The sequence below is a fragment of the Streptomyces sp. NPDC028368 genome, assembly GCF_055565615.1.
The window spans coordinates 100,600-118,864 of sequence record NZ_JBVHTY010000010.1; the positions used below are offsets into that span (position 1 = coordinate 100,600).

At 68.8% G+C, this 18,265-nt stretch carries 12 protein-coding genes and 1 tRNA gene; 5 read left to right on the top strand and 8 right to left on the bottom strand.

Features of this window, described 5'->3' with window-relative positions; genetic code table 11:
* Positions 1 to 109 precede the first annotated feature (109 nt).
* Together ACZ4S3_RS23375 and ACZ4S3_RS23380 are read left to right on the top strand one after the other, a co-directional pair.
* Positions 110 to 949, top strand: coding sequence for a class I SAM-dependent methyltransferase (locus ACZ4S3_RS23375; RefSeq protein ID WP_467937197.1), 840 nt, complete (start codon positions 110 to 112; stop codon positions 947 to 949).
* A 277-nt stretch (positions 950 to 1,226) separates the two neighbouring features.
* Entirely contained in the window at positions 1,227 to 2,303 is a 1,077-nt protein-coding gene (locus tag ACZ4S3_RS23380) for a hypothetical protein (protein ID WP_467937199.1), read from the top strand.
* Positions 2,304 to 2,402: 99 nt separating this feature from the next.
* Here the strand turns inward: ACZ4S3_RS23380 and kdpB are convergent, their stop codons facing one another.
* A complete protein-coding gene (gene kdpB / locus ACZ4S3_RS23385) occupies positions 2,403 to 4,574 on the bottom strand; it encodes a potassium-transporting ATPase subunit KdpB (RefSeq protein ID WP_467937201.1) in 2,172 nt (723 codons plus the stop codon).
* 525 nt (positions 4,575 to 5,099) lie between these two features.
* Entirely contained in the window at positions 5,100 to 5,537 is a 438-nt protein-coding gene (locus ACZ4S3_RS23390) for a CBS domain-containing protein (protein WP_467937203.1), read from the bottom strand.
* A gap of 259 nt (positions 5,538 to 5,796) precedes the next feature.
* On the opposite strand from ACZ4S3_RS23390, the gene ACZ4S3_RS23395 reads away from it, so the two are divergent.
* Together ACZ4S3_RS23395 and ACZ4S3_RS23400 are read left to right on the top strand one after the other, a co-directional pair.
* Complete coding sequence (locus tag ACZ4S3_RS23395; RefSeq protein WP_467937205.1) at positions 5,797 to 7,857, top strand: APC family permease; 2,061 nt, start codon at positions 5,797 to 5,799, stop codon at positions 7,855 to 7,857.
* Between the two features lie 711 nt (positions 7,858 to 8,568).
* The gene (locus tag ACZ4S3_RS23400; RefSeq protein WP_467937207.1) at positions 8,569 to 8,700 is read left to right on the top strand and encodes a hypothetical protein; all 132 of its coding nucleotides are present in this window, start codon (positions 8,569 to 8,571) and stop codon (positions 8,698 to 8,700) included.
* Positions 8,701 to 8,877: 177 nt separating this feature from the next.
* Here the strand turns inward: ACZ4S3_RS23400 and ACZ4S3_RS23405 are convergent, their stop codons facing one another.
* Positions 8,878 to 9,009 (bottom strand): hypothetical protein, encoded by a 132-nt coding sequence (locus ACZ4S3_RS23405; RefSeq protein ID WP_467937209.1) that lies wholly within the window; start codon positions 9,007 to 9,009, stop codon positions 8,878 to 8,880.
* Positions 9,010 to 9,150: 141 nt separating this feature from the next.
* Complete coding sequence (locus ACZ4S3_RS23410; RefSeq protein WP_467937211.1) at positions 9,151 to 9,603, bottom strand: DoxX family membrane protein; 453 nt, start codon at positions 9,601 to 9,603, stop codon at positions 9,151 to 9,153.
* Between the two features lie 181 nt (positions 9,604 to 9,784).
* Here ACZ4S3_RS23410 and ACZ4S3_RS23415 point away from each other — a divergent pair, with 181 nt between their 5' ends.
* Complete coding sequence (locus ACZ4S3_RS23415; protein ID WP_467937213.1) at positions 9,785 to 11,023, top strand: amidohydrolase family protein; 1,239 nt, start codon at positions 9,785 to 9,787, stop codon at positions 11,021 to 11,023.
* A gap of 140 nt (positions 11,024 to 11,163) precedes the next feature.
* Here the strand turns inward: ACZ4S3_RS23415 and ACZ4S3_RS23420 are convergent, their stop codons facing one another.
* The 4 genes from ACZ4S3_RS23420 to ACZ4S3_RS23435 form a co-directional block, all read right to left on the bottom strand.
* Positions 11,164 to 11,922: a glycosyltransferase family 2 protein gene (locus ACZ4S3_RS23420; RefSeq protein WP_467937214.1), complete on the bottom strand. Its 759-nt coding sequence runs from the start codon at positions 11,920 to 11,922 to the stop codon at positions 11,164 to 11,166.
* A 5-nt stretch (positions 11,923 to 11,927) separates the two neighbouring features.
* The gene (locus ACZ4S3_RS23425) at positions 11,928 to 12,716 is read right to left on the bottom strand and encodes a GntR family transcriptional regulator (protein ID WP_467937216.1); all 789 of its coding nucleotides are present in this window, start codon (positions 12,714 to 12,716) and stop codon (positions 11,928 to 11,930) included.
* 726 nt (positions 12,717 to 13,442) lie between these two features.
* On the bottom strand, positions 13,443 to 17,456 hold the full coding sequence (locus ACZ4S3_RS23430; protein WP_467937217.1) for an nSTAND1 domain-containing NTPase: 4,014 nt from the start codon (positions 17,454 to 17,456) through the stop codon (positions 13,443 to 13,445).
* 732 nt (positions 17,457 to 18,188) lie between these two features.
* A tRNA-Pro gene (locus ACZ4S3_RS23435) sits at positions 18,189 to 18,262 on the bottom strand.
* Between the last annotated feature and the right edge of the window lie 3 nt (positions 18,263 to 18,265).

An 18,265-nucleotide genomic window follows, 5' to 3' on the forward strand; every position in this document is an offset into this window, starting at 1 on the left:
GGGTCGGGGGCCTCGGCGGAGCCTGTGGTCTCGTTCGTCATGGGCCCATTCTGCGCCCGGCGTCACAAATGCGTTGGCGAGGCCGTCAGCCTGTGGATAACTTCGCCGCATGGACAGACATATCGGCCCCGACGACTGGCGTGAGGCCAACCGCGCGATGTGGGACGAACGCGTGGCTATCCACACCACGAGCGATTATTACGACCAGGACGGATTCCGCCGCAGCCGGGACGTGATCCGCGACTTCGAGAGCGCGGAGGTCGGCGATGTCACCGGCCGTACGCTTCTGCATCTTCAGTGCCACTTCGGCCAGGACACCCTGTCCTGGGCCCATCGCGGCGCGGCCCACGTCGTCGGCCTGGACTTCTCCGAGCCGGCCATCGAGGCCGCCCGCGAACTGGCCGCCGAGCTCGGCTATGGCCCGGACCGCGCGTCCTTCGTCGCCGCCGACGTCTACGACGCAGCAGAAGCCGTCCCCGACTCGTCGTACGACATCGTCTACACCGGCATCGGCGCCCTGAACTGGCTCCCGGACCTGGTTCGCTGGGCCGAGACCGCGGCTTCCCTCATAGCTCCCGGCGGCTTCCTCTACCTCGCCGAATTCCACCCGCTGTGCGACGCCCTGGACGAAGAGACGGGTTCGCGCATCACCTACGACTACTTCAGCCGCGACGCATGGGTGGACGAAACCCCCGGAACCTACACGGACTTCAGCGCGCCCACGGTCAACAACCGCAGCGTCGAATGGCAGCACCCGCTCGGCGACGTCATCACCGCCCTGGCCGGCGCCGGGCTGCGGATCGACTTCCTGCACGAACACGACATGACCATGTTCCAGCGCTTCAGCGCACTACGCCGCAACGACGACGGCTACTACCGGCTCCCCGACGACCGCCCCCGCATCCCCCTGATGTACTCGCTGAAGGCGAGCCGTCCGCGGGAGGCGTGAGCCGTCCATGGTGACGTGCCCCCGTACGCCGGGGGCCGTACGTCGCACCCGCACGCCATACCCCGCACGCCATACCCCGCACCCCGTACGCCTTGGGCCCGCCGCGATCCGACCGCCCCGGGGCGGCTAGTCTGTCGGCCGGTTCGGTACGGCCGGAAGGCCGAGCGGCCGGATGGCCAGGCGGTCCGGCCGGTCCGAGGACCGCTGCCGGGTGGGCGGACGACCGGTCCGCGGACGACGCGTCGGCGGCATAGATCAACGGGGGTTTGTTGTGCGGGTGCGCAGAGGTATCGGCGGTACCGCGGGTGTCGGTGTGTTCATGCTGCTGGCCGTGGGATGCGGCGGCGCATCGACACCGGGCAAGGCATCGCCGCAGGCGTCCGACGCCGCCCGGCCGGCCACGCCGCTGCCGATGAAGGCCACGCCCCGGCAGGCCACCTGGACCGACACCGAGAAGAAGCCGCACCAGCTGCGGATCACACCCAAGCGGCTGGCCCGCGGCTCGGAATCCGACCTCAAGCACATCCGGCTGGACGACGACCTCAAGGGGCAGGTGCCCTACTACCTCACCATCTCCTACACCAACATCGGCAAGGAGACGGTGAACCGTCCGGACCCGGCGCGGAACTTCTCCGTCAACGGGGCGGACGGCCAGGCGGCCCAGCAGGTCTCGCTGTTCCAGAGCAACCCGCTGGCCACCAGCTCGGGCGTGCCGGCCGAGTGCCGCGAGAGCGGCACGACCACCCTCGCCGCCGACGACACCTCGGCGGACTGCACGATCTTCATGCTGCCGAAGGGCGCTCAGCCGGCGACCGTCTCGTACAAGGACGACAAAGGCGGCACGCTTCTGTGGCAGGTCGACGGCCCCAAGGGAGGAGCCTCCGGCGGCATGCTGCCCGTCGGCGAGCCCGCCAACGGTCTCACCGCGGACAGCAGCAGCCACTCCGTCGCGTTGCGCATCACACCGAAGAGCGTGCGCACCGGCTCCGTCGCCGATCTGAGCCGGTTCGACCTGGGGGAGGACGAGAAGAAGCTGACCCCGTATTACGTGACGGTGCAGTACCGGAACCGCGGCAAGTACGGCCTGTTGCCGAGCATGAACGACAGCATGAAGCTGCGGAGCGCCGGCGGCCAGGAGTCGAGGAAGCTGACCCTGCTCGACCTCGGTGGCCCGGGAGTACCCCAGTGCCCCGATGCCGTCCCGTACAAGATGGTGAAGCCGGGCGCCACGGTGACCGAGTGTTCCATCCACCTGATGGCGAAGGGGGACCCGCCGGTCGCCCTCGTCTTCCAGAGCGAGGTGGCAGGCCAGCCGCTGGTTACCTGGCGGGCGGCGCCGAAGGCCGGCAAGTAGGTCCGGGGCCCGGCATTCCCCGCGTCCTTCTCCCCCTCACGCACCCCTCCCGCGGCCCTCTCACTCTCCCCGGCGTCCGTCTCTCCTCCCGCGTCCCCGTCAACTCCCCAGCCCCGGTACCCCCGAGATCACCACGTCAATGATCTTGATGCCGATGAACGGCGCGACCAGCCCGCCGAGCCCGTAGACGGCCAGGTTGCGCCGTAGCAACTCGTCCGCCGATGACGGGGTGTAGCGCACGCCGCGCAGCGCGAGCGGGATCAGCGCCACGATGACCAGCGCGTTGAAGATGATCGCGGAGGCGATCGCCGAGGTCGGGCTGTGCAGGCCCATGATGTTCAGCGCCGCCAGCCCCGGATAGGCGCCCGTGAACATGGCGGGGATGATCGCGAAGTATTTCGCGACGTCGTTGGTGATGGAGAAGGTGGTCAGCGCGCCGCGGGTGATGAGCAGCTGTTTGCCGATCTCGACGATCTCGATGAGCTTGGTCGGGTTGGAGTCCAGGTCCACCATGTTCCCGGCCTCCTTGGCGGCCGAGGTACCGGTGTTCATGGCCACACCGACGTCCGCCTGAGCCAGCGCCGGCGCGTCGTTGGTGCCGTCACCGGTCATCGCCACCAGCTTGCCGCCGGCTTGCTCCCGCTTGATGAGCGCCATCTTGTCCTCGGGCGTCGCCTCCGCCAGGAAGTCGTCCACCCCCGCCTCGGCGGCAATGGCCTTTGCCGTCAGCGGGTTGTCACCCGTGATCATGACGGTACGGATGCCCATCCGGCGCAGCTCCGCGAAGCGTTGGCGGATGCCGTCCTTCATCACGTCCTTCAGGTGGATGACGCCGAGGATGCGTCGCCCGTGAGCGTCGTGCACCGCCACCAGAAGCGGAGTGCCGCCAAAGGCCGCGATCGCCTCGCTGAACCTCCGTGCCTCGGGCGGGACATGGCCCCCGTACCGCTCGACCCACTCGATCACCTGGGCGGCCGCGCCCTTGCGGATCGCGCCGTCGCTGCCATCGGCCCAGCGCAGATCGACGCCGCTCATCCGGGTCTGCGCGCTGAACTCGACGTATATGACGTGCTCCATTTCCCCCTCAGAGGGGGCCGGCAGGCCACAGCGACGTTCGGCGAGCGCGACGACGGAGCGGCCCTCCGGTGTCTCGTCCGCCAGGGACGACAGCTGGGCGATTTCCGCGAGTTGGAGTTCGTCGATGCCGGGCAGGGGAACAAACGCGGTCGCTTCTCGGTTACCGAGAGTGATGGTGCCGGTCTTGTCCAGCAGCAGCGTATTGACGTCGCCGGCCGCCTCGACGGCGCGCCCCGACATCGCCACCACATTGCGCTGTACGAGCCGGTCCATGCCGGCGATGCCGATCGCCGAGAGCAGTGCGCCGATGGTGGTCGGGATCAAGGTGACGAGGAGGGCGACGAGAGCGGTGGTGGACGGTGTGGCTCCCGCGTATCCGGCCATGGGCTGGAGGGTGACGACGATCAGGATGAAGCCGATGGTGAGCGCGGCGAGGAGGATGTTGAGGGCGATCTCGTTCGGGGTCTTCTGCCTGGTGGCGCCCTCCACCAGGGCGATCATGCGGTCGAGGAAGGAGTGCCCGGGGCGCGCGGTGACCCGTACGACGATGCCGTCGGACAGCACCGTCGTACCGCCCGTGACACCGCTGCGGTCGCCGCCGGCCTCCCGGATAACGGGCGCGGACTCGCCGGTGACGGCGGATTCGTCGACCGCGGCGATACCGTCGACCACATCGCCGTCGGCCGGGATGAGATCGCCCGCCTCGATGAGCAGGAAGTCGAACTGCTGCACCTCGCTTGCCGCTATGACCTCGGTGTCCGCGTGCTGCAGATGCATACCGACCCGCCAGTTACGCAGCCGCAGCGCGACGGTGTCGGTGCGCGCCTTGCGCAGGGAGGCGGCCTGGGCCTTGCCGCGGCCTTCGGCGACCGCCTCCGCGAGGTTGGCGAAGATCACCGTCAGCCAGAGCCAGAGACTGATCACCCAGGTGAAGACGGAGGGATGGAATGCCGCGGAGAGCGTGGTGAGCAGGGATCCGGTCGCCACGACGAACAGCACGGGGTTCTTGGCCAGCGCCCGGGGATGCAGCTTGCGCAGCGCGTCGGGAAGGGCCTTGAGCAGCTGTTTGGGGTCGAAGAATCCGCCGCTCTCGCGTCGCCGCCGCCGCGACCGGCCTCTCGGTGCCCTTGCCGCGCCGGGAGTCTGATCGTCCTGAGGAGTCGTAGGAGGCTGCGGCGGGGCGGCGGGAAGCATGCGGGGAGACCTTCTGCGAGTCCGGCCACGCGCAGGCGCGGGCGGCTGGACGGGCCGATAGGGGACGGGGATGGGTGGCCGCCGAGTCACTGGTGCGCGTGCGCGGACGTTCACCGGCCGGCATGTCCAGCCTGGCGGCCGGAAAGAAATCTAGGCCGCAATCGATGCCCGGATGCCTCGATACGCACGGAATTGGCGGCTCTCTTACGGCTGCCCTGCCGCGTTGCCGTCAGGGAGCTGAGGTGCCGTCAAATTCCCGTTAAATCGCCGTCAAGAGACCCCGAATCCCGCACCCTTATTCCCGCATCCATAAACCCGAACCCCGAACCCCGAACCCCGAACCCCGAATACGCGCAGGAACGGCGACAACGTACGTGATCCGGTAGATCGTGGAGGCCTGGCCGGGCCGGGTGTGGCCGGGCCGGACCGGGTCAGGCCGGACCGGCCCGGGGCAGACGGAGACGGCTGATGGCTGACGGCTTTCCGACAAGGCATCGGCCCCCCGGCCGCGGCTGTGCGGACGCCCTAGCCGGCGGTTGCGTACACCCGGCTCGCGAATTCCGCGATCTGTTCGTCGCTGAGGTTCTTCGCGAGATTGGACTCCGTGATCATTCCGACCAGCTGGTGGCCGCCCTTGACGTCGATCACCGGCAGGCGCTTGATCTGGTGCGTCTCCATGGTTTCCAGAACTTCGTTGGCGTCCGCCTCGGCATCGATCCAGTGCAGCGTGCCGTCCAGCGAACCGGCCTGTACCGTCGCCGGATCGATTCCCTCCGCACAACACTGAATGACGATGTCACGGTCGGTGATCAAGCCCATAAGTCTGTTGTTGTCACCGCAGATGGGCAGGCAGCCGACATCCATGTCGCGCATCATTTTCGCCGCGTCGAGAAGCGACTGATGCGCGCCTACGCACTGCACCCCGGCGGACATGATGTCTCGGGCTCGCAGCTTCATAGCCATGATTTCTCCCGCCTTTGGAGCGTTGTTTCCCCCCGCCTTCGATGACACCACGATTGGCTCTACGTCGCTCCCTGAGGTATGGCCGCTCCGGGCGGGGGCGTGCGGCCGCTGAAGACGGGCAGTGCTCCCTGCGCTCAGTCCCCGTGGGCAGGGCTCTCGGGGAGGGAGGGACCTCCCCTTCTCACGCCGCTCCGCCTAGCCCTTCTGGCGGTCACGCCAAAGCCCCGCTCCGCGCTGACGTGCCCGTACGCTCGCCCGCGTGGCGAAAATCGTGGACGCAGTCAAGCGATTGCTGATCGGCCGGGCGCTGCCCAGTGAAGGCCTGCAGGAGACGCTGCTGCCCAAACGCCTGGCACTGCCGATCTTCGCCTCCGACCCGCTGTCATCCGTCGCGTACGCCACCCAGGAAATCCTGCTGGTCCTCACCCTGGGCGGCCTGGCCTATCTGCACTTCGCCACCTGGGCGGCGGTCGCCGTGGTCTGCCTGATGGCGGTGGTGGTGCTGTCCTACCGTCAGGTCGTGTACGCGTACCCGTCGGGCGGCGGCTCGTACGAGGTGGTCTCCACCAACCTGGGTCCGTCGGCCGGCCTGGTGGTGGCCGCGTCCCTCCTGGTCGACTACGTCATGACGGTCGCCGTCTCGGTCGCCTCGGGCGTGGACAACATCATCTCCGCGGTCCCGTCCCTCAACGAGTACCGCACGGTCATGGCGGTCGTCTTCGTCGCCCTGCTCGCGACGGTGAACCTGCGCGGTGTGCGCGAATCGGGCCGCGCATTCGCCGCCCCCACCTACCTCTTCATCGCCGGGGTCCTCATCCTGTGCGTCACCGGACTCTTCCGCTGGCTCATCGGCGACGCCCCGGTGGCCGAGTCCGCCGCGTACGGCATCGAGCCCGCCCCCGGCGACGCCCACCTGGCCGGCCTCGCACTGCTCATGCTGGGGCTGCGCGCGTTCTCCAGCGGCTGTACGGCGCTGACCGGTGTGGAGGCCATCTCCAACGGCGTCCCGGCCTTCCGCAAACCCAAGTCGAAGAACGCCGCGACCACGATGGGCGCCATGGGCCTGATCGCGATCGTGATGTTCTCCGGCATCACCGCCCTCGCCCTGATCTCGCACGTCCACATCACCGACGATGCCTGCCGGCTCACCGGCTTCATCGGCAACTGCCACACCACCCCGCAGCGCACCGTCATCGCACAGCTCGCCGCGTCGATCTTCGGCGGAGTCCACAGCGTCGGCTTCTTCTACATCCAGGCCGCCACCGCCCTGGTCCTGGTGCTGGCCGCCAACACCGCCTTCAACGGCTTCCCGCTGCTGGCGTCGATCCTGGCCCAGCACCGCTATCTGCCGCGCCAGTTGCACACCCGAGGGGACCGGCTGGCCTTCTCCAACGGCATCGTCGCACTGGCAGTGGTGGCCGGAGCCCTCCTGTGGGCCTTCCACGCCTCCGTCACCAGCCTCATCCACCTCTACATCCTCGGCGTCTTCACCTCCTTCACGCTCTCCCAGACCGGCATGGTCCGGCACTGGAACCGGGCCCTGCGCGCCGAGCCGGTCGCGGCCAAGCGGCGGCACCACCACATCGCCCGCGCCATCAACGCCGTGGGCGCCGTGATCACCGGCCTGGTGCTGGTCGTCGTGCTGCTCACGAAGTTCACCCAGGGCGCCTATCTGGCGGTGATCGCGGCCATCGTCCTGTGGGTGATGATGCGCGGCATCCGGCGGCACTACGACAACACCGCGGCCGAACTCGCCGTCGTGGACCCGCGGACCGAGATGGTGCTGCCCTCACGCGTCCATGCCGTCGTCCTGGTCTCCAAGATCCACAAGCCGACGCTACGGGCCCTGGCCTACGCCCGTGCCACCCGCCCCGACTTCCTGGAGGCGCTCACCGTCGCCGTCGACCGCGATGAGCTCGAGGCCCTCACCGCGCAGTGGGATGCAACGGGTTTCGACACCCCGCTGAAAACGCTTGCATCCCCTTACCGCGAGATCACCCGCCCGGTCGTGGAGTACGTACGGTCCATCGGCCGCACCAGCCCCCGCGACGTGATCAGCGTCTTCATCCCCGAATACGTCGTCGGCCGCTGGTGGGAGAACCTCCTCCACAACCAGTCCGCCCTCTGGCTCAAAAGCCGCCTTCTCTTCGCCCCCGGCGTCATGGTCACCAGCGTCCCCTGGCACCTCAGCTCCTCCGAACGCCGCCCGCCGCGCCCCAGCCGCCGCGCCCCTGGCTCGGTCCGCCGGGGCGAGCCCGCCCTCCCCCCTCGGCTCGGCAATACCGGCCCGGCGCCGCGCCCGGGGGCCGGCGGAGGATGAACCCTCGCCCTTCACTACCGCCTTGGGTGAGGCCGGCCGGCCTCTACGCGCCATCGCCGCCTGCTCGGCCTGCTCGGCTTTCTGGCCGAGCAAGCTGAAGATTTCCCTTCGGGCTTCGCTGACCCCGCGGAGTTCCGGCGCCTCTCTGGCCTGTTGGCGCTCGACGTGCCACCCTGCCGGACGCCCGTTGCTCGCTCATGGCCGGTGCAGTCTCTGAGGCCGACAACGGGCCTTCCCTCAGGCGCCTCAATTGCCCTGGCAGACAAGGAGACGGGAATGAGTGACTCCCGCAGCGGTGAGAAATTACACGCCCCATCGACCCACGTTCCGCCGACCCCTGTTCCGCCGACCCCCGTTTCGCCGGCCCAAGTCCTGTCGGCCCACGAGGTGCCATCGAGCACCGAGGAAGCCCTCAGAAAACGTCACGTCGCACGCGGCCGAAGTGCCATCGACCGGGCCGCGGCCACCTGCCGGTACGCAGGCATCGATAACGACGCGGCCGCAGTGGTACCAACGGATCCCGCAGCGAGGGCCGCCCATGCCCTCCGGTTGTCGTCGCAGGGACTCGCCCACCTTGCCGAGAGCCCGCCCGACCCTGCGGCGGATGCACGATGCGCAAGAAATGCCTCTGCCGCGGCACTTGTTGCGGCCCAAGTGGCACGGTCTTACGACGCCGGTAGCGAGCTCTCCAATGCTGCGTACGAAGCTGCCATGGCGGCATCCCGGGCTGCCGGAGACGCATCGGGGAGGGAGGGCATGGGCCGGGATGCGGAGCTGAACGCCAAGGCGGATGCGACCGAGGCTGCTGCCGTCGCCGCGGCGAGGAAGGCAGGCTGGAGCTGAAGGCGCCCGACGCCTTGCGTGGACAGCTCACGGCTCAAACAGGTGGGCGGCCAGTAGATGGGCGGCCCGGCCAAAGCGTCTTGAGGCAGCGTTTCATCAGCTGGGGGCGCGTGCCGGCCCAGGCGTACGGAGGCGTCCCGCCAGCGGACCGAGTCAGCCGGCGGGACGCAGACGCGGTTACCGGCGGGCCAGGTTGACCGCGATGGTGACGACCGCGCCGTAGAGGGTCGCCCCGCCGAGGGCGACCTGCAGCGGGGTGGCGAGCGCCGGGTACCGCGCGGAGACGATGAGCAGGCCGGCCGCGAACATCACCCCACGGCGCCGAGCACGAGGATCAGCAGCGGCCATACTGCGCGGTCCTGACCCGAGTGCTGCGGCGCGGAGGGGTCGGTCGGAGTGGTGACGGACATACGTCGCCACCATCTCTCCAGCATCCCTACGGGACAGCCCTTAGCGCAAGAACCACCCCAAGGCCCCATCGAGCGACCAGCTCTGCCAGCTCATCGCAACCAGCGCCGTCACAGAGATCAGCGCCATCATCAGGTTCTGCCCCTGCTCCGCCCAGTCGTGGATCATCAGCACCAGGTAGATCAGGTTCAGCACGGTCCCCGCGACCAGGGCGACCGGTGTCAGCAGGCCCACAATGAGCCCGAGCCCGAGCGCCAGCTCCGCGTAGGCGACGAGATACGCCATGGCGCGGGGGCGGGGTTTGACCATGCGGTCGAAGCTCCGCCGGACGACGGGCCACCGATGCTTGGCCGCGATGCCGGCCGCCCACTCGATCCCGCCGCCGTTGAACCAGGTCTTCTTGTCCTTGTGCCGCCAGCTCTCCAGCCACCACAGGCCGAGGCCGATTCGCAGGACCGCGAACCATTCGGCTCCGGTGAGCCAGATCGTCTGCATGGTGTTCTCCCCAAAGCCGTGAGCGGAGCTGACGATGTGTCAGTTCAGCGAACATTCGGCGATCTCGCAAGGGGTGCGGATCGCGGCCTCGTCCTTGTCGCGGCAGGGTGGATCCCATAGTCTCAATCTGATGGGGCGTCAGATATGGGCCCCGAGTCGACAGGGCAGTTGGGGGTACGGCGTGGTCAGTAACGAGCCTGGCACCGGGGAGCTTCCGAAGATCATCAGCGTGGACGATCACGTGATCGAGCCCGCGCATCTCTTCGAGACCTGGCTTCCGAAGAAACACCGCGACAAGGGGCCGAAGCCCTTCACCGCCGGCATCGGCGAGCTGGAGTACGTCGGGGGGAAGTACCGGTTCACCACCGACCCGGAGGGCCAGATCACGGACTGGTGGGAGTACGAGGGCCTGCTCTTCCCGTACAAGCGCATCATCGCGGCCGTCGGCTTCTCCCGCGACGAGATGACGCTGGACGGCATCACACGGGAGCAGATGCGGCGCGGCTGCTGGGACCCCAAGGCGCGGCTGGAGGACATGGACGTCAACCACGTCGAGGCGTCGCTGTGCTTCCCGACGTTCCCGCGCTTCTGTGGCCAGACCTTCGCCGAGGCGCAGGACAAGGAGGTCGGGCTGGCGTGCGTCCGGGCGTACAACGACTGGATGGTCGAGGAGTGGTGTGGGGACAGCGGCGGCCGGCTGATCCCGCTGTGTCTGATCCCGCTGTGGGACATTGATCTTGCGGTCGCCGAGATCCACCGGAACGCGGCTCGCGGTGTGCGGGCGGTGACCTTCAGCGAGATCCCCACGTACCTCGGTCTGCCGTCGATCCACTCCGGCTACTGGGATCCGTTCTTCGCGGCATGCGAGGAGACCGGGACGGTCGTGAACATGCACATCGGCTCGTCGTCGCAGATGCCGGCGGCCTCGCCGGACGCACCGCCCGCCGTCCAGGCATCCCTGAGCTTCAACAACGCGATGGCCTCGATGATGGACTTCCTCTTCAGCGGCGTCCTGGTGAAGTTCCCGCGGCTGAAACTGGCGTACAGCGAGGGGCAGATGGGGTGGATCCCGTACGCCCTGGAGCGCGCGGACGCGGTCTGGGAGGAGCACCGGGCCTGGGGCGGGGTCAAGGACCTGATCCCGGAGCCGCCGTCGACGTACTACTACCGGCAGATCTTCTGCTGCTTCTTCCGCGACAAGCACGGCGTCGCGGCGATCGATACCGTCGGGGTCAACAACGCCACGTTCGAGACCGACTATCCGCATGTCGACTCGACCTGGCCGCACACCAAGGAGGTGGCCGCCGATCATGTCGGCGGACTGCCGGACGACATCGTGTACAAGCTGCTGCGCGGCAATGCGATTCGCATGCTCGACCTGCCGTTCGACCGGGACCGGGCGGCCGCGGCCACTGTCTGACGCCAGGCGCCAGCGGGGGGAGGGGAGGAAAAGAGGCGATCGCGTGAGTGACCTGACCGTGCTTCGGACCTTCTGGTCACGTGAGGCCACGCACGTTGTGGTGCCCGCCGTGCCCTGCGAAGTCGTCTACGACGTGCCGGTCAGTCCGCAGTGGGGTACTGCCACTTGAAGTGCGCGAGCTCCCGCGCCCTGGCTTCCACGACCGCCATGCGGGCGTCGCGCTCCGCGGTGTCGGTGTGGGACGCCTGACTGGTCGCCTGACCGGGCCACTTCCGGTAGAGGAGCCCGACCTCGGGCGTGAACCAACCGCGGCTCGTCGCGTTCAGCGCGAGCAGCAGACCCGTGTCCTCCGAAGCCGGAAGGGCCATCCAGCCGCCGAGGGCGAGCAGCAGGTCGCGGCGGACGAAGAGGGTCGCCGGGTGGACCTGGGCGCGGAAGCCGTTCGCCTTCCAGAAGGCGAGCACGGCGCCGCGCTCGATCGGTCCGGCCTCGGGATCGCCGGGAAAGCCGGCGGTGGAGCCGTCGGGCAGCAGGTCGAGGACACGCGACGTCGCCCAGCCGATGCTGCGGTCGCCTTCGAGAGCGGCCAGGTCGCGGGCCAGTACGCCCGGCGGCAGCTGATCGTCAGCGTCCAGAACCTTGATGTACTCGCCGTCCGCGTGCGAGAGGGCGATCGTGCGGGCGACGCCGGGGCCGCCGGGCCGCCCCTGACGGAAGGTCACCCGCTCGTCATCGGGGACGTGCGGGGCGACCTCGTCGCTCGTCCCGTCCTCCTGGATGACCCAGTGCCACTCCCAGCCCTCGGGCAGTTCCTGCCGGCAGAGCGACTTGTACGCGTCCGGCAGGTAGTGCGCCGACGGGGCGTGGACGGCAGTGACGATGATGACGCGCCGGCGCACGGCACTCACCACCTTTCCAGGGGAGTGGTGAACAGCATTTCCGTGCGATCGCCAGGCAGGATGACGTCAGAGACGTCCACGGCGCGGTGATGGGTGTCGTACGAGGTCTTCCGGAGCACGAGCACCGGCGTACCGGGCGGCAGCTCCAGCTCCTCCGCTTCTTCAGGCGTCGGCGGGCGCGCGGTGACGCGCTCTTCGATGCGGTCCAGTTCGATACCGACGGTGTAGAGCTGGCTCTGCGAACCCCCAGGCCACGGTTCCTTCGACGCGTCCAGGAGGTCGGGGTTCTTCGCGGCCAGGTCGTGGACGAGATACGAGGTCACCAGGCTGAAGGGCGCGCTCTCGGCCGCGTACCTCGTTCGGTAGGTGCGTTCGAGGAGGATGGCGCCTTCCGGGAGGCCGAACGCCTTCGCGAGATCCTCGTTCGCCTCGATCGCTCGGTACGACGCATGGAAGACAAGGTCGGCGACCTTCAGGCCGGTGTCGTGCTCGGTGGCGCCGGCCTGGGCGCGCCGCTCCACCGGCTTTCGCGCCCGGCCCTTCTCCCATTGGTGGCGGAGATTCGTCCGCACCGCCGGGGTGCGGGGGCGGCGGACGTAGCTGCCGCGCCCCTCCTGCCTCTCGATGAGGCCCTCGGCCTGGAGTACCTCGAGGGCTCGCCGCACGGTGGGTGCGCTGCGCTTGTACTTCTCCACGAGCGTCGACTCGGCGGGCAACTGGTCCCCGGGCTTGAGCTCACCTGCGCGGATGGACTTCCGGAGATCGTCCGCGATCCGCTCGTACACCACTGCCATGAGTGCTCACCGTTCCATTGCCTGGCGCCCTGGGCGATCGCTCGATCGGTCGATCGGCAGGCCGGTCAGTCGGCCTCAGCTTACGACTCCTCAAGAGGCATTGATGAGTGGAGTCGCCCGGCGCGCGATGGGCGCTCTGTCCCGGATCATCCGTAGGGCCTGTTCGATCGGCTACTGCGGAAGCACCTGAAGATGCGTCGGTAGTTCCGTCCAGGGCCTGACCCGTTGTTTGTTCAACAGAACGGGGAGGGGTTTGGGGAGGGGGGTTATTGCCTTAATGCAGGCCTTCAGTCCGCCGTATCGAAAGCGCCGCGCCATTGCATGCCTGGTGGTGAATGGGCGGACGGCGACCACCGGGGGTGAGGTCTTGTCACGTGAGGGGAGGGGGAGTGTGATGAGCGCTTTCGCGTCTCCCCGTTGGCGTTGTTCACGTTCCGCTTGGCGTAGTTCACGTTCCGCTTGGCGTTGTTCATGTTCCGCGCAGGGCATGAAAGCGCCCGATCGCTGGCGACGGGGGATGCACCAGCGATCGGGCTACGGCCAAGGCTAGCAAGACTGGCTGCGCGACGGGAGCCAACTGCTGAATTAGCACGCGGAGTTGTGATCGGAGTCACGTGACGCGGTCGGGCGCGGAGCGGAAACGGAGTACCGGGGAAGCGCCGCAGAGGAGCCCGTGGGCGTCCGCCTGACGCTCGGACACATGCCGTTCGTTGAGCCTCGGCTTCCTTACTCGCCGCACGGAGGCGCGTACGAGAGATGGGGCAGATACTCGCGCCATTTTTCCGGGGTCAGAACGCCCCGAGTGGTCGAGCAAATGCGGTGGATTGCCTTGTCGGCGTTCAGGTTCCACAGCCGGACGGTGCCGGCGCCGCTCGACACTCCGAGCATGTGGCTTTTGGGGCTGAACGCCAAGAAATTGCCTGTCTTGGCGTTGGGGCTTGTCGATTGACCGATGGGAGTGGCCCCGGAAGAGCGCGTGACGTTCCAGAACCGGACCGTGCTGTCGTTGCCGCCGCTCGCCAGGGTGCGGCCGTCCTTGCTGAATGTCAGCGACGCGACCGCTTCGGTATGGCCCGTGAGAGGGGAGCCCAGCCGGGTTGCCTTGCGGGGGTCGGCCATATTCCAGAGCCGGACGGTGTCGTCGTCGCTGCCGCTGGCCAATGTGCGGCCGTTGGGACTGTAGGCGAGCGCGTTGACGGGTCCCAGGTGTCCCGTGAGAGGTGCGCCGAGCCGGGCGGTATGGCGTGGGTCGGTCACGTTCCAGAGCCGGATGGTGCCGTCCGCGCTGCCGCTGGCGAGCGTGCGGCTGTCCGGGCTGAAGGCGAGGGAGTTGACGTAACCCTTGTGACCGGTGAGCGGCGCGCCGAACGGAACGACGTGGGACGGGTCGCCGACGTTCCACAACTGAATGGTGTGCTCGTTGTAAGCGGTGGCGAGCGTGCGTCCGTCCGGGCTGAAGGCCAGCGCATCGGGACCCATGAACCGTGTCCGTAGGGTGACGGGCGGCCCGTAGGAGACCGGCCGGGCCGGGTCGGTGACGTTCCACAGATACACCGCCCGGTTCGCCGTCAGCACCGCGAGGGTGTGGCCGTCGGGGGAGAACGTCAGCGAACGTTCGCCGCCGTCCCCGGGCATGAACGGTTCGCTCCGCGACACGGGCCGGTCGGGATTCTCCACGTTCCACAGCCGGATCCGTCCGTCGCGCGCGGCCGTGGCGAGCACTCGCCCGTCCGGGCGGAACGCTCCGCTCCGGCCGACCATGTGCGACGTCGGAATCGACCACAGACGGACCTTGCCGTCGCCGCTCCCCGTGGCGAGCGTCCGTCCGTCAGGGCTGAAGCCCACGGCGTACATCTCACCGCTGCTGCCCGCGAGGGGCTCGCCGACCTGTGACGGGAATGCCGGATCGCTGATGTTCCACAGGCTCGCCGTGCTGTCCGCGCTGCCGGCGGCGAGCATGTTCCCGTCGGGACTGAAGGCCACGGACCACAGGGGGCCGGTGTGGCCGGTGAGCGGCGGGCCGAGCGGTGCCGCGTGGCGTGGGGCGGCCACGTCCCAGAGGCGGATGGTGTTGTCCGAGCTGCCGCTGGCGAGCGTGCGGCCGTCCGGGCTGAAGGCCACGGAGTGCACCGTGCCCGTATGGCCGGTCAGCACCTGGCCGATCGGCGTCGGACGACGGTGCTCGGCCAGGTCCCACAGCCTGATCGTGCGGTCATCGCCACCGGCCGCCAGCGTCCGTCCATCGGGGCTGATCGCCACGGAGCGTACGGCGCCGGTGTGGCCGGTCAAGGTAGCGCGCGCTTTCGGCCGGTGCGGGTCGCGTACGTCCCACAGGCGAACGGTGTGATCCTCGTCGGCGGCGGCCAGCGTGTGTCCGTCGGGGCTGAAGGCGAGCAGGTAGACCGTGCCGTCATGGCCGGCCAAGGGTGCCCCGAGCGGGCGCGGGTGGCGCGGATCCCGCACGTCCCACAGCCGGATCGTGCCGTCGTCCGAAGCGCTGGCGAGGGTGTGGCCGTCCGGGCTGAAGACAGCCGTGCTCACCCAGCTCGTGTGGCCGGTGAGGGGCTTGCCCAGGGGTTTGGGGCGAGTCGGGTCCGCCACGTCCCACAGCCGAACGGTCCGGTCGTAACTGGCGGTGGCCAGGATCCGCCCGTTCGGACTGAACGAGGTGAGGTAGACGGCGCCGGTGTGGCCCAGAAGCGGTGTGGCCAGCGGCGCGTTCACGATCGAGATCAGCCGGTTTTTGGTGCCCTCGTCGTTGGGCCGCAAGCCGTGCGCCACCAGGTCGAGTTGAGCCGACAGGGACGGATCGGTGTACTGGGCGCGATCGGCCTCGGCGAGCACCTGCTCGAAAACGGTGTCGTCCCGCTGCTGCCACGCGATCACCGCCGAACTGACAGCAAGCATCGCCATGACGATCAGAGCCGCCACCGCACCACGGCTGATCCAGACGGTGCGCTTGCGCAGTCTTACCGAAGCCGCCAGGAATTCCACCGCGCTGCGGGTGAGAAAGGTGTCCCCGGCGGATTGTGCCCAATTGCGGGCTTGCTCCAGACGGGAACCCCGGTAGAGCAGTGACGAGTCGCGGTGCGAGCCCTCCCAGGCCCTGCCGTCCTCCTCCAGCCGCTGGCGCAGCAGATTGCCGTGCCGGTCCTCGTCGATCCAGTCGCGCAGACGTGGCCAGGCGTGGAGCAGCGCTTCGTGGGTGATCTCCACAGCCTCTGCGTCGAGCGTCACCAATCGGGCGTGAACCAGCGCTTCGAGCGATTCCTCCGTCTTGTTCGGGTCTGTCGACTCGTCCGCCAGTTGGCGCCGCGTCCCCCGCCTACGGGTGGCCTGGGTGTCCTCGCCCAGCCGGACCAGCCTGAGGAGAAGCAGCCTCGCGGCCGTACGTGCTGTCGGGTCGAGGCCGGACCAGGCCCGCTCGGCGGTCGCTGCCACCGCCCCCTGGATTCCGCCCGCCGCGCGGTAACCGGACAGCGTCAGCCGTCCCGCCTTCCGCCGCTGCCAGGTGGCGAGCAGGGCGTGGGAGAGGAGCGGAAGCACCCCCGCGTCGTGCGCCCCGCCGTGGCCGTCGGCGCTTACCTCCCGGACGATCAGTTCCGTCAGCCCCGGTTCGAGTTCCAGACCCACGGCCTTGGCCGGGCCGGTCACCGCTTCGCGCAGCTCCGCGGTGGTCAGCGGCCCGAGCACCATGTGCCGGTGCTGTAGCGCGTCGGCCAGTTCGGGATGGCCGAGGCACTGTTCGTAGAAGTCGGCACGTATGCCGAGGATGACAAGGACGGGGGCCGGGTCACCCGACTCGGTGGGCGTGCAGGCGGCGTGGAGGAGCTGGATGAACGTGCGCCTGGCCGCCTCGTCGGAGCAGAGGGTGAACGCCTCCTCGAACTGATCCACGATCACGACCGGACGGGCGGCGGAGGACGTCCCGCGCTCCGCCCATGCCGTGGCGGCCTCCCTCACCGCGTGCGCGAAGTGCGGAGTACCGGGCTCCTTCGCCGCCGACTCCTCTGAGGCAGAGACGACATGCGCGAGCCCAGGGATCCGGCGGGTCAGCTCCGCGAGAGGATCGCCTCCCGGCATGAGCTGCAGTACCTCCCTCTCCGGGCTGTTCTCATCGCCCAGTGCGCCGTTCTGCAATGCGGGCACCAGGCCGGCGTTGAGCAGGGAGGACTTTCCCGCCCCTGAGGCGCCCACGAGCATGACCAGGCCGCCCGTCTTCTCCGCCGCGCGGAGCTGGGCAACGAGGGCATCCGTGCTCCGCTCCCGGCCGAAGAACCACCGGGCGTCTTGCTCGCGATACGAAGCCAGCCCTCGGTACGGGCACACACCGGGGACGGTCGCGGCTTCGGCCGGCGGGTGTTCCTCCTCTGGCGCGGATGGCGCGGCGCGGTCGCCGACCGGGTCGGCGACCGCCCGCTCCCACAGACGTTGCCACTGGGCCAGGTCGTACAGGCCCGCGGACACCGGCGCGGGCCGCGAGCGCCGTGCTTGGGGGATCAGGATGTGCAGCACCGCAGCGAGGGCGGCGAACTGCGCAGGCACGTTCTTGGCGCGTCGCCAGTCGCTGATCCGCTGCACGGACACCCGCACGGGCCGCCCTCGTTCGTCGACCCGCTGAAGGCGGACGACCGCCTCGGCCACCTTCTTGAGGGGAGGGTTGCCGGCCTCCTTGTACAGCAGCGCGAGACGTTCGGCGAAAGCTGTGCGTGCCCCTGAGTCGGAACTCAAGGTCTCCACTCCTTACTTCCCCCGCGCTTGCGTCCGGACCGGAAAACTCACCTTAGCTGTCTGACCTGTGGTTAAGCCGTTGTTCCCATGCCGGAACCTCCTCGGCGGGAGCCACAGCTGGCAGGATCACGACGCAGCGGCGCAGCAACCGGGCGTAGCCCGGACAGGCCACCAGCTCAGTGCCCAAAGAGACAACTCATGACGCATGTTCTCAGTCATCTCCCGTCGGAGTCACGAGCCGATGGTGACGGCCTCGGCGCATGAGCGCCAGGGATCTGTGAAGCAGGTCCCCTCCGGACTGCCGCCGCGTCGGCCACGAGGCCGGCCTTTTCTCGATCCGCGCCGGTACGGGGGGCGCGGATCGACACCGCCGCACCGTTCGGCACCGGTCCCCACGAGGGGAGGGACCGGCGCCGAATGGCGCGGCGTTGTTTTTGCCCTGAGGCTCGGAGCATGAGTGCGGTCCGGGTGGGCTCGCCTGCCGGCCCGAGGGCGAGTTGAGCCCGGAGACCTGTCCCGCCGAGGCGACCGGCGCTGCGGGGGCGCCGTCGCTTGTGGCGCGGATCACTTCCGATGCGGTGCTCGGCAAGCAAGGGAAATGCCCCTGAAGGAGCGTCAGCGGGTGGCGCCTGACGGACGCACATTCAAGATCCACCCCTCGCTCACTCCGGAGACGCTCCAGAGAACGCATCAGGCCCGGTTTCCGTTTCCGAAAACCGGGCCTGACCTGTGTTCCTTCAGTCGGGGTGGCGGGATTTGAACCCACGACCTCTTCGTCCCGAACGAAGCGCGCTGCCAAGCTGCGCTACACCCCGAAG

Bases quoted from the DNA above. Each gene is read 5' to 3' on its own strand.
- ACZ4S3_RS23375 (WP_467937197.1), top strand. From the start codon at position 110: ATGGACAGACATATCGGCCCCGACGACTGGCGTGAGGCCAACCGCGCG.
- kdpB (WP_467937201.1), bottom strand. From the start codon at position 4,574: ATGCTTCCCGCCGCCCCGCCGCAGCCTCCTACGACTCCTCAGGACGAT.
- ACZ4S3_RS23390 (WP_467937203.1), bottom strand. From the start codon at position 5,537: ATGGCTATGAAGCTGCGAGCCCGAGACATCATGTCCGCCGGGGTGCAG.
- ACZ4S3_RS23400 (WP_467937207.1), top strand. From the start codon at position 8,569: ATGGCGGCATCCCGGGCTGCCGGAGACGCATCGGGGAGGGAGGGCATG.
- ACZ4S3_RS23405 (WP_467937209.1), bottom strand. From the start codon at position 9,009: ATGTTCGCGGCCGGCCTGCTCATCGTCTCCGCGCGGTACCCGGCGCTC.
- ACZ4S3_RS23410 (WP_467937211.1), bottom strand. From the start codon at position 9,603: ATGCAGACGATCTGGCTCACCGGAGCCGAATGGTTCGCGGTCCTGCGA.
- ACZ4S3_RS23425 (WP_467937216.1), bottom strand. From the start codon at position 12,716: ATGGCAGTGGTGTACGAGCGGATCGCGGACGATCTCCGGAAGTCCATC.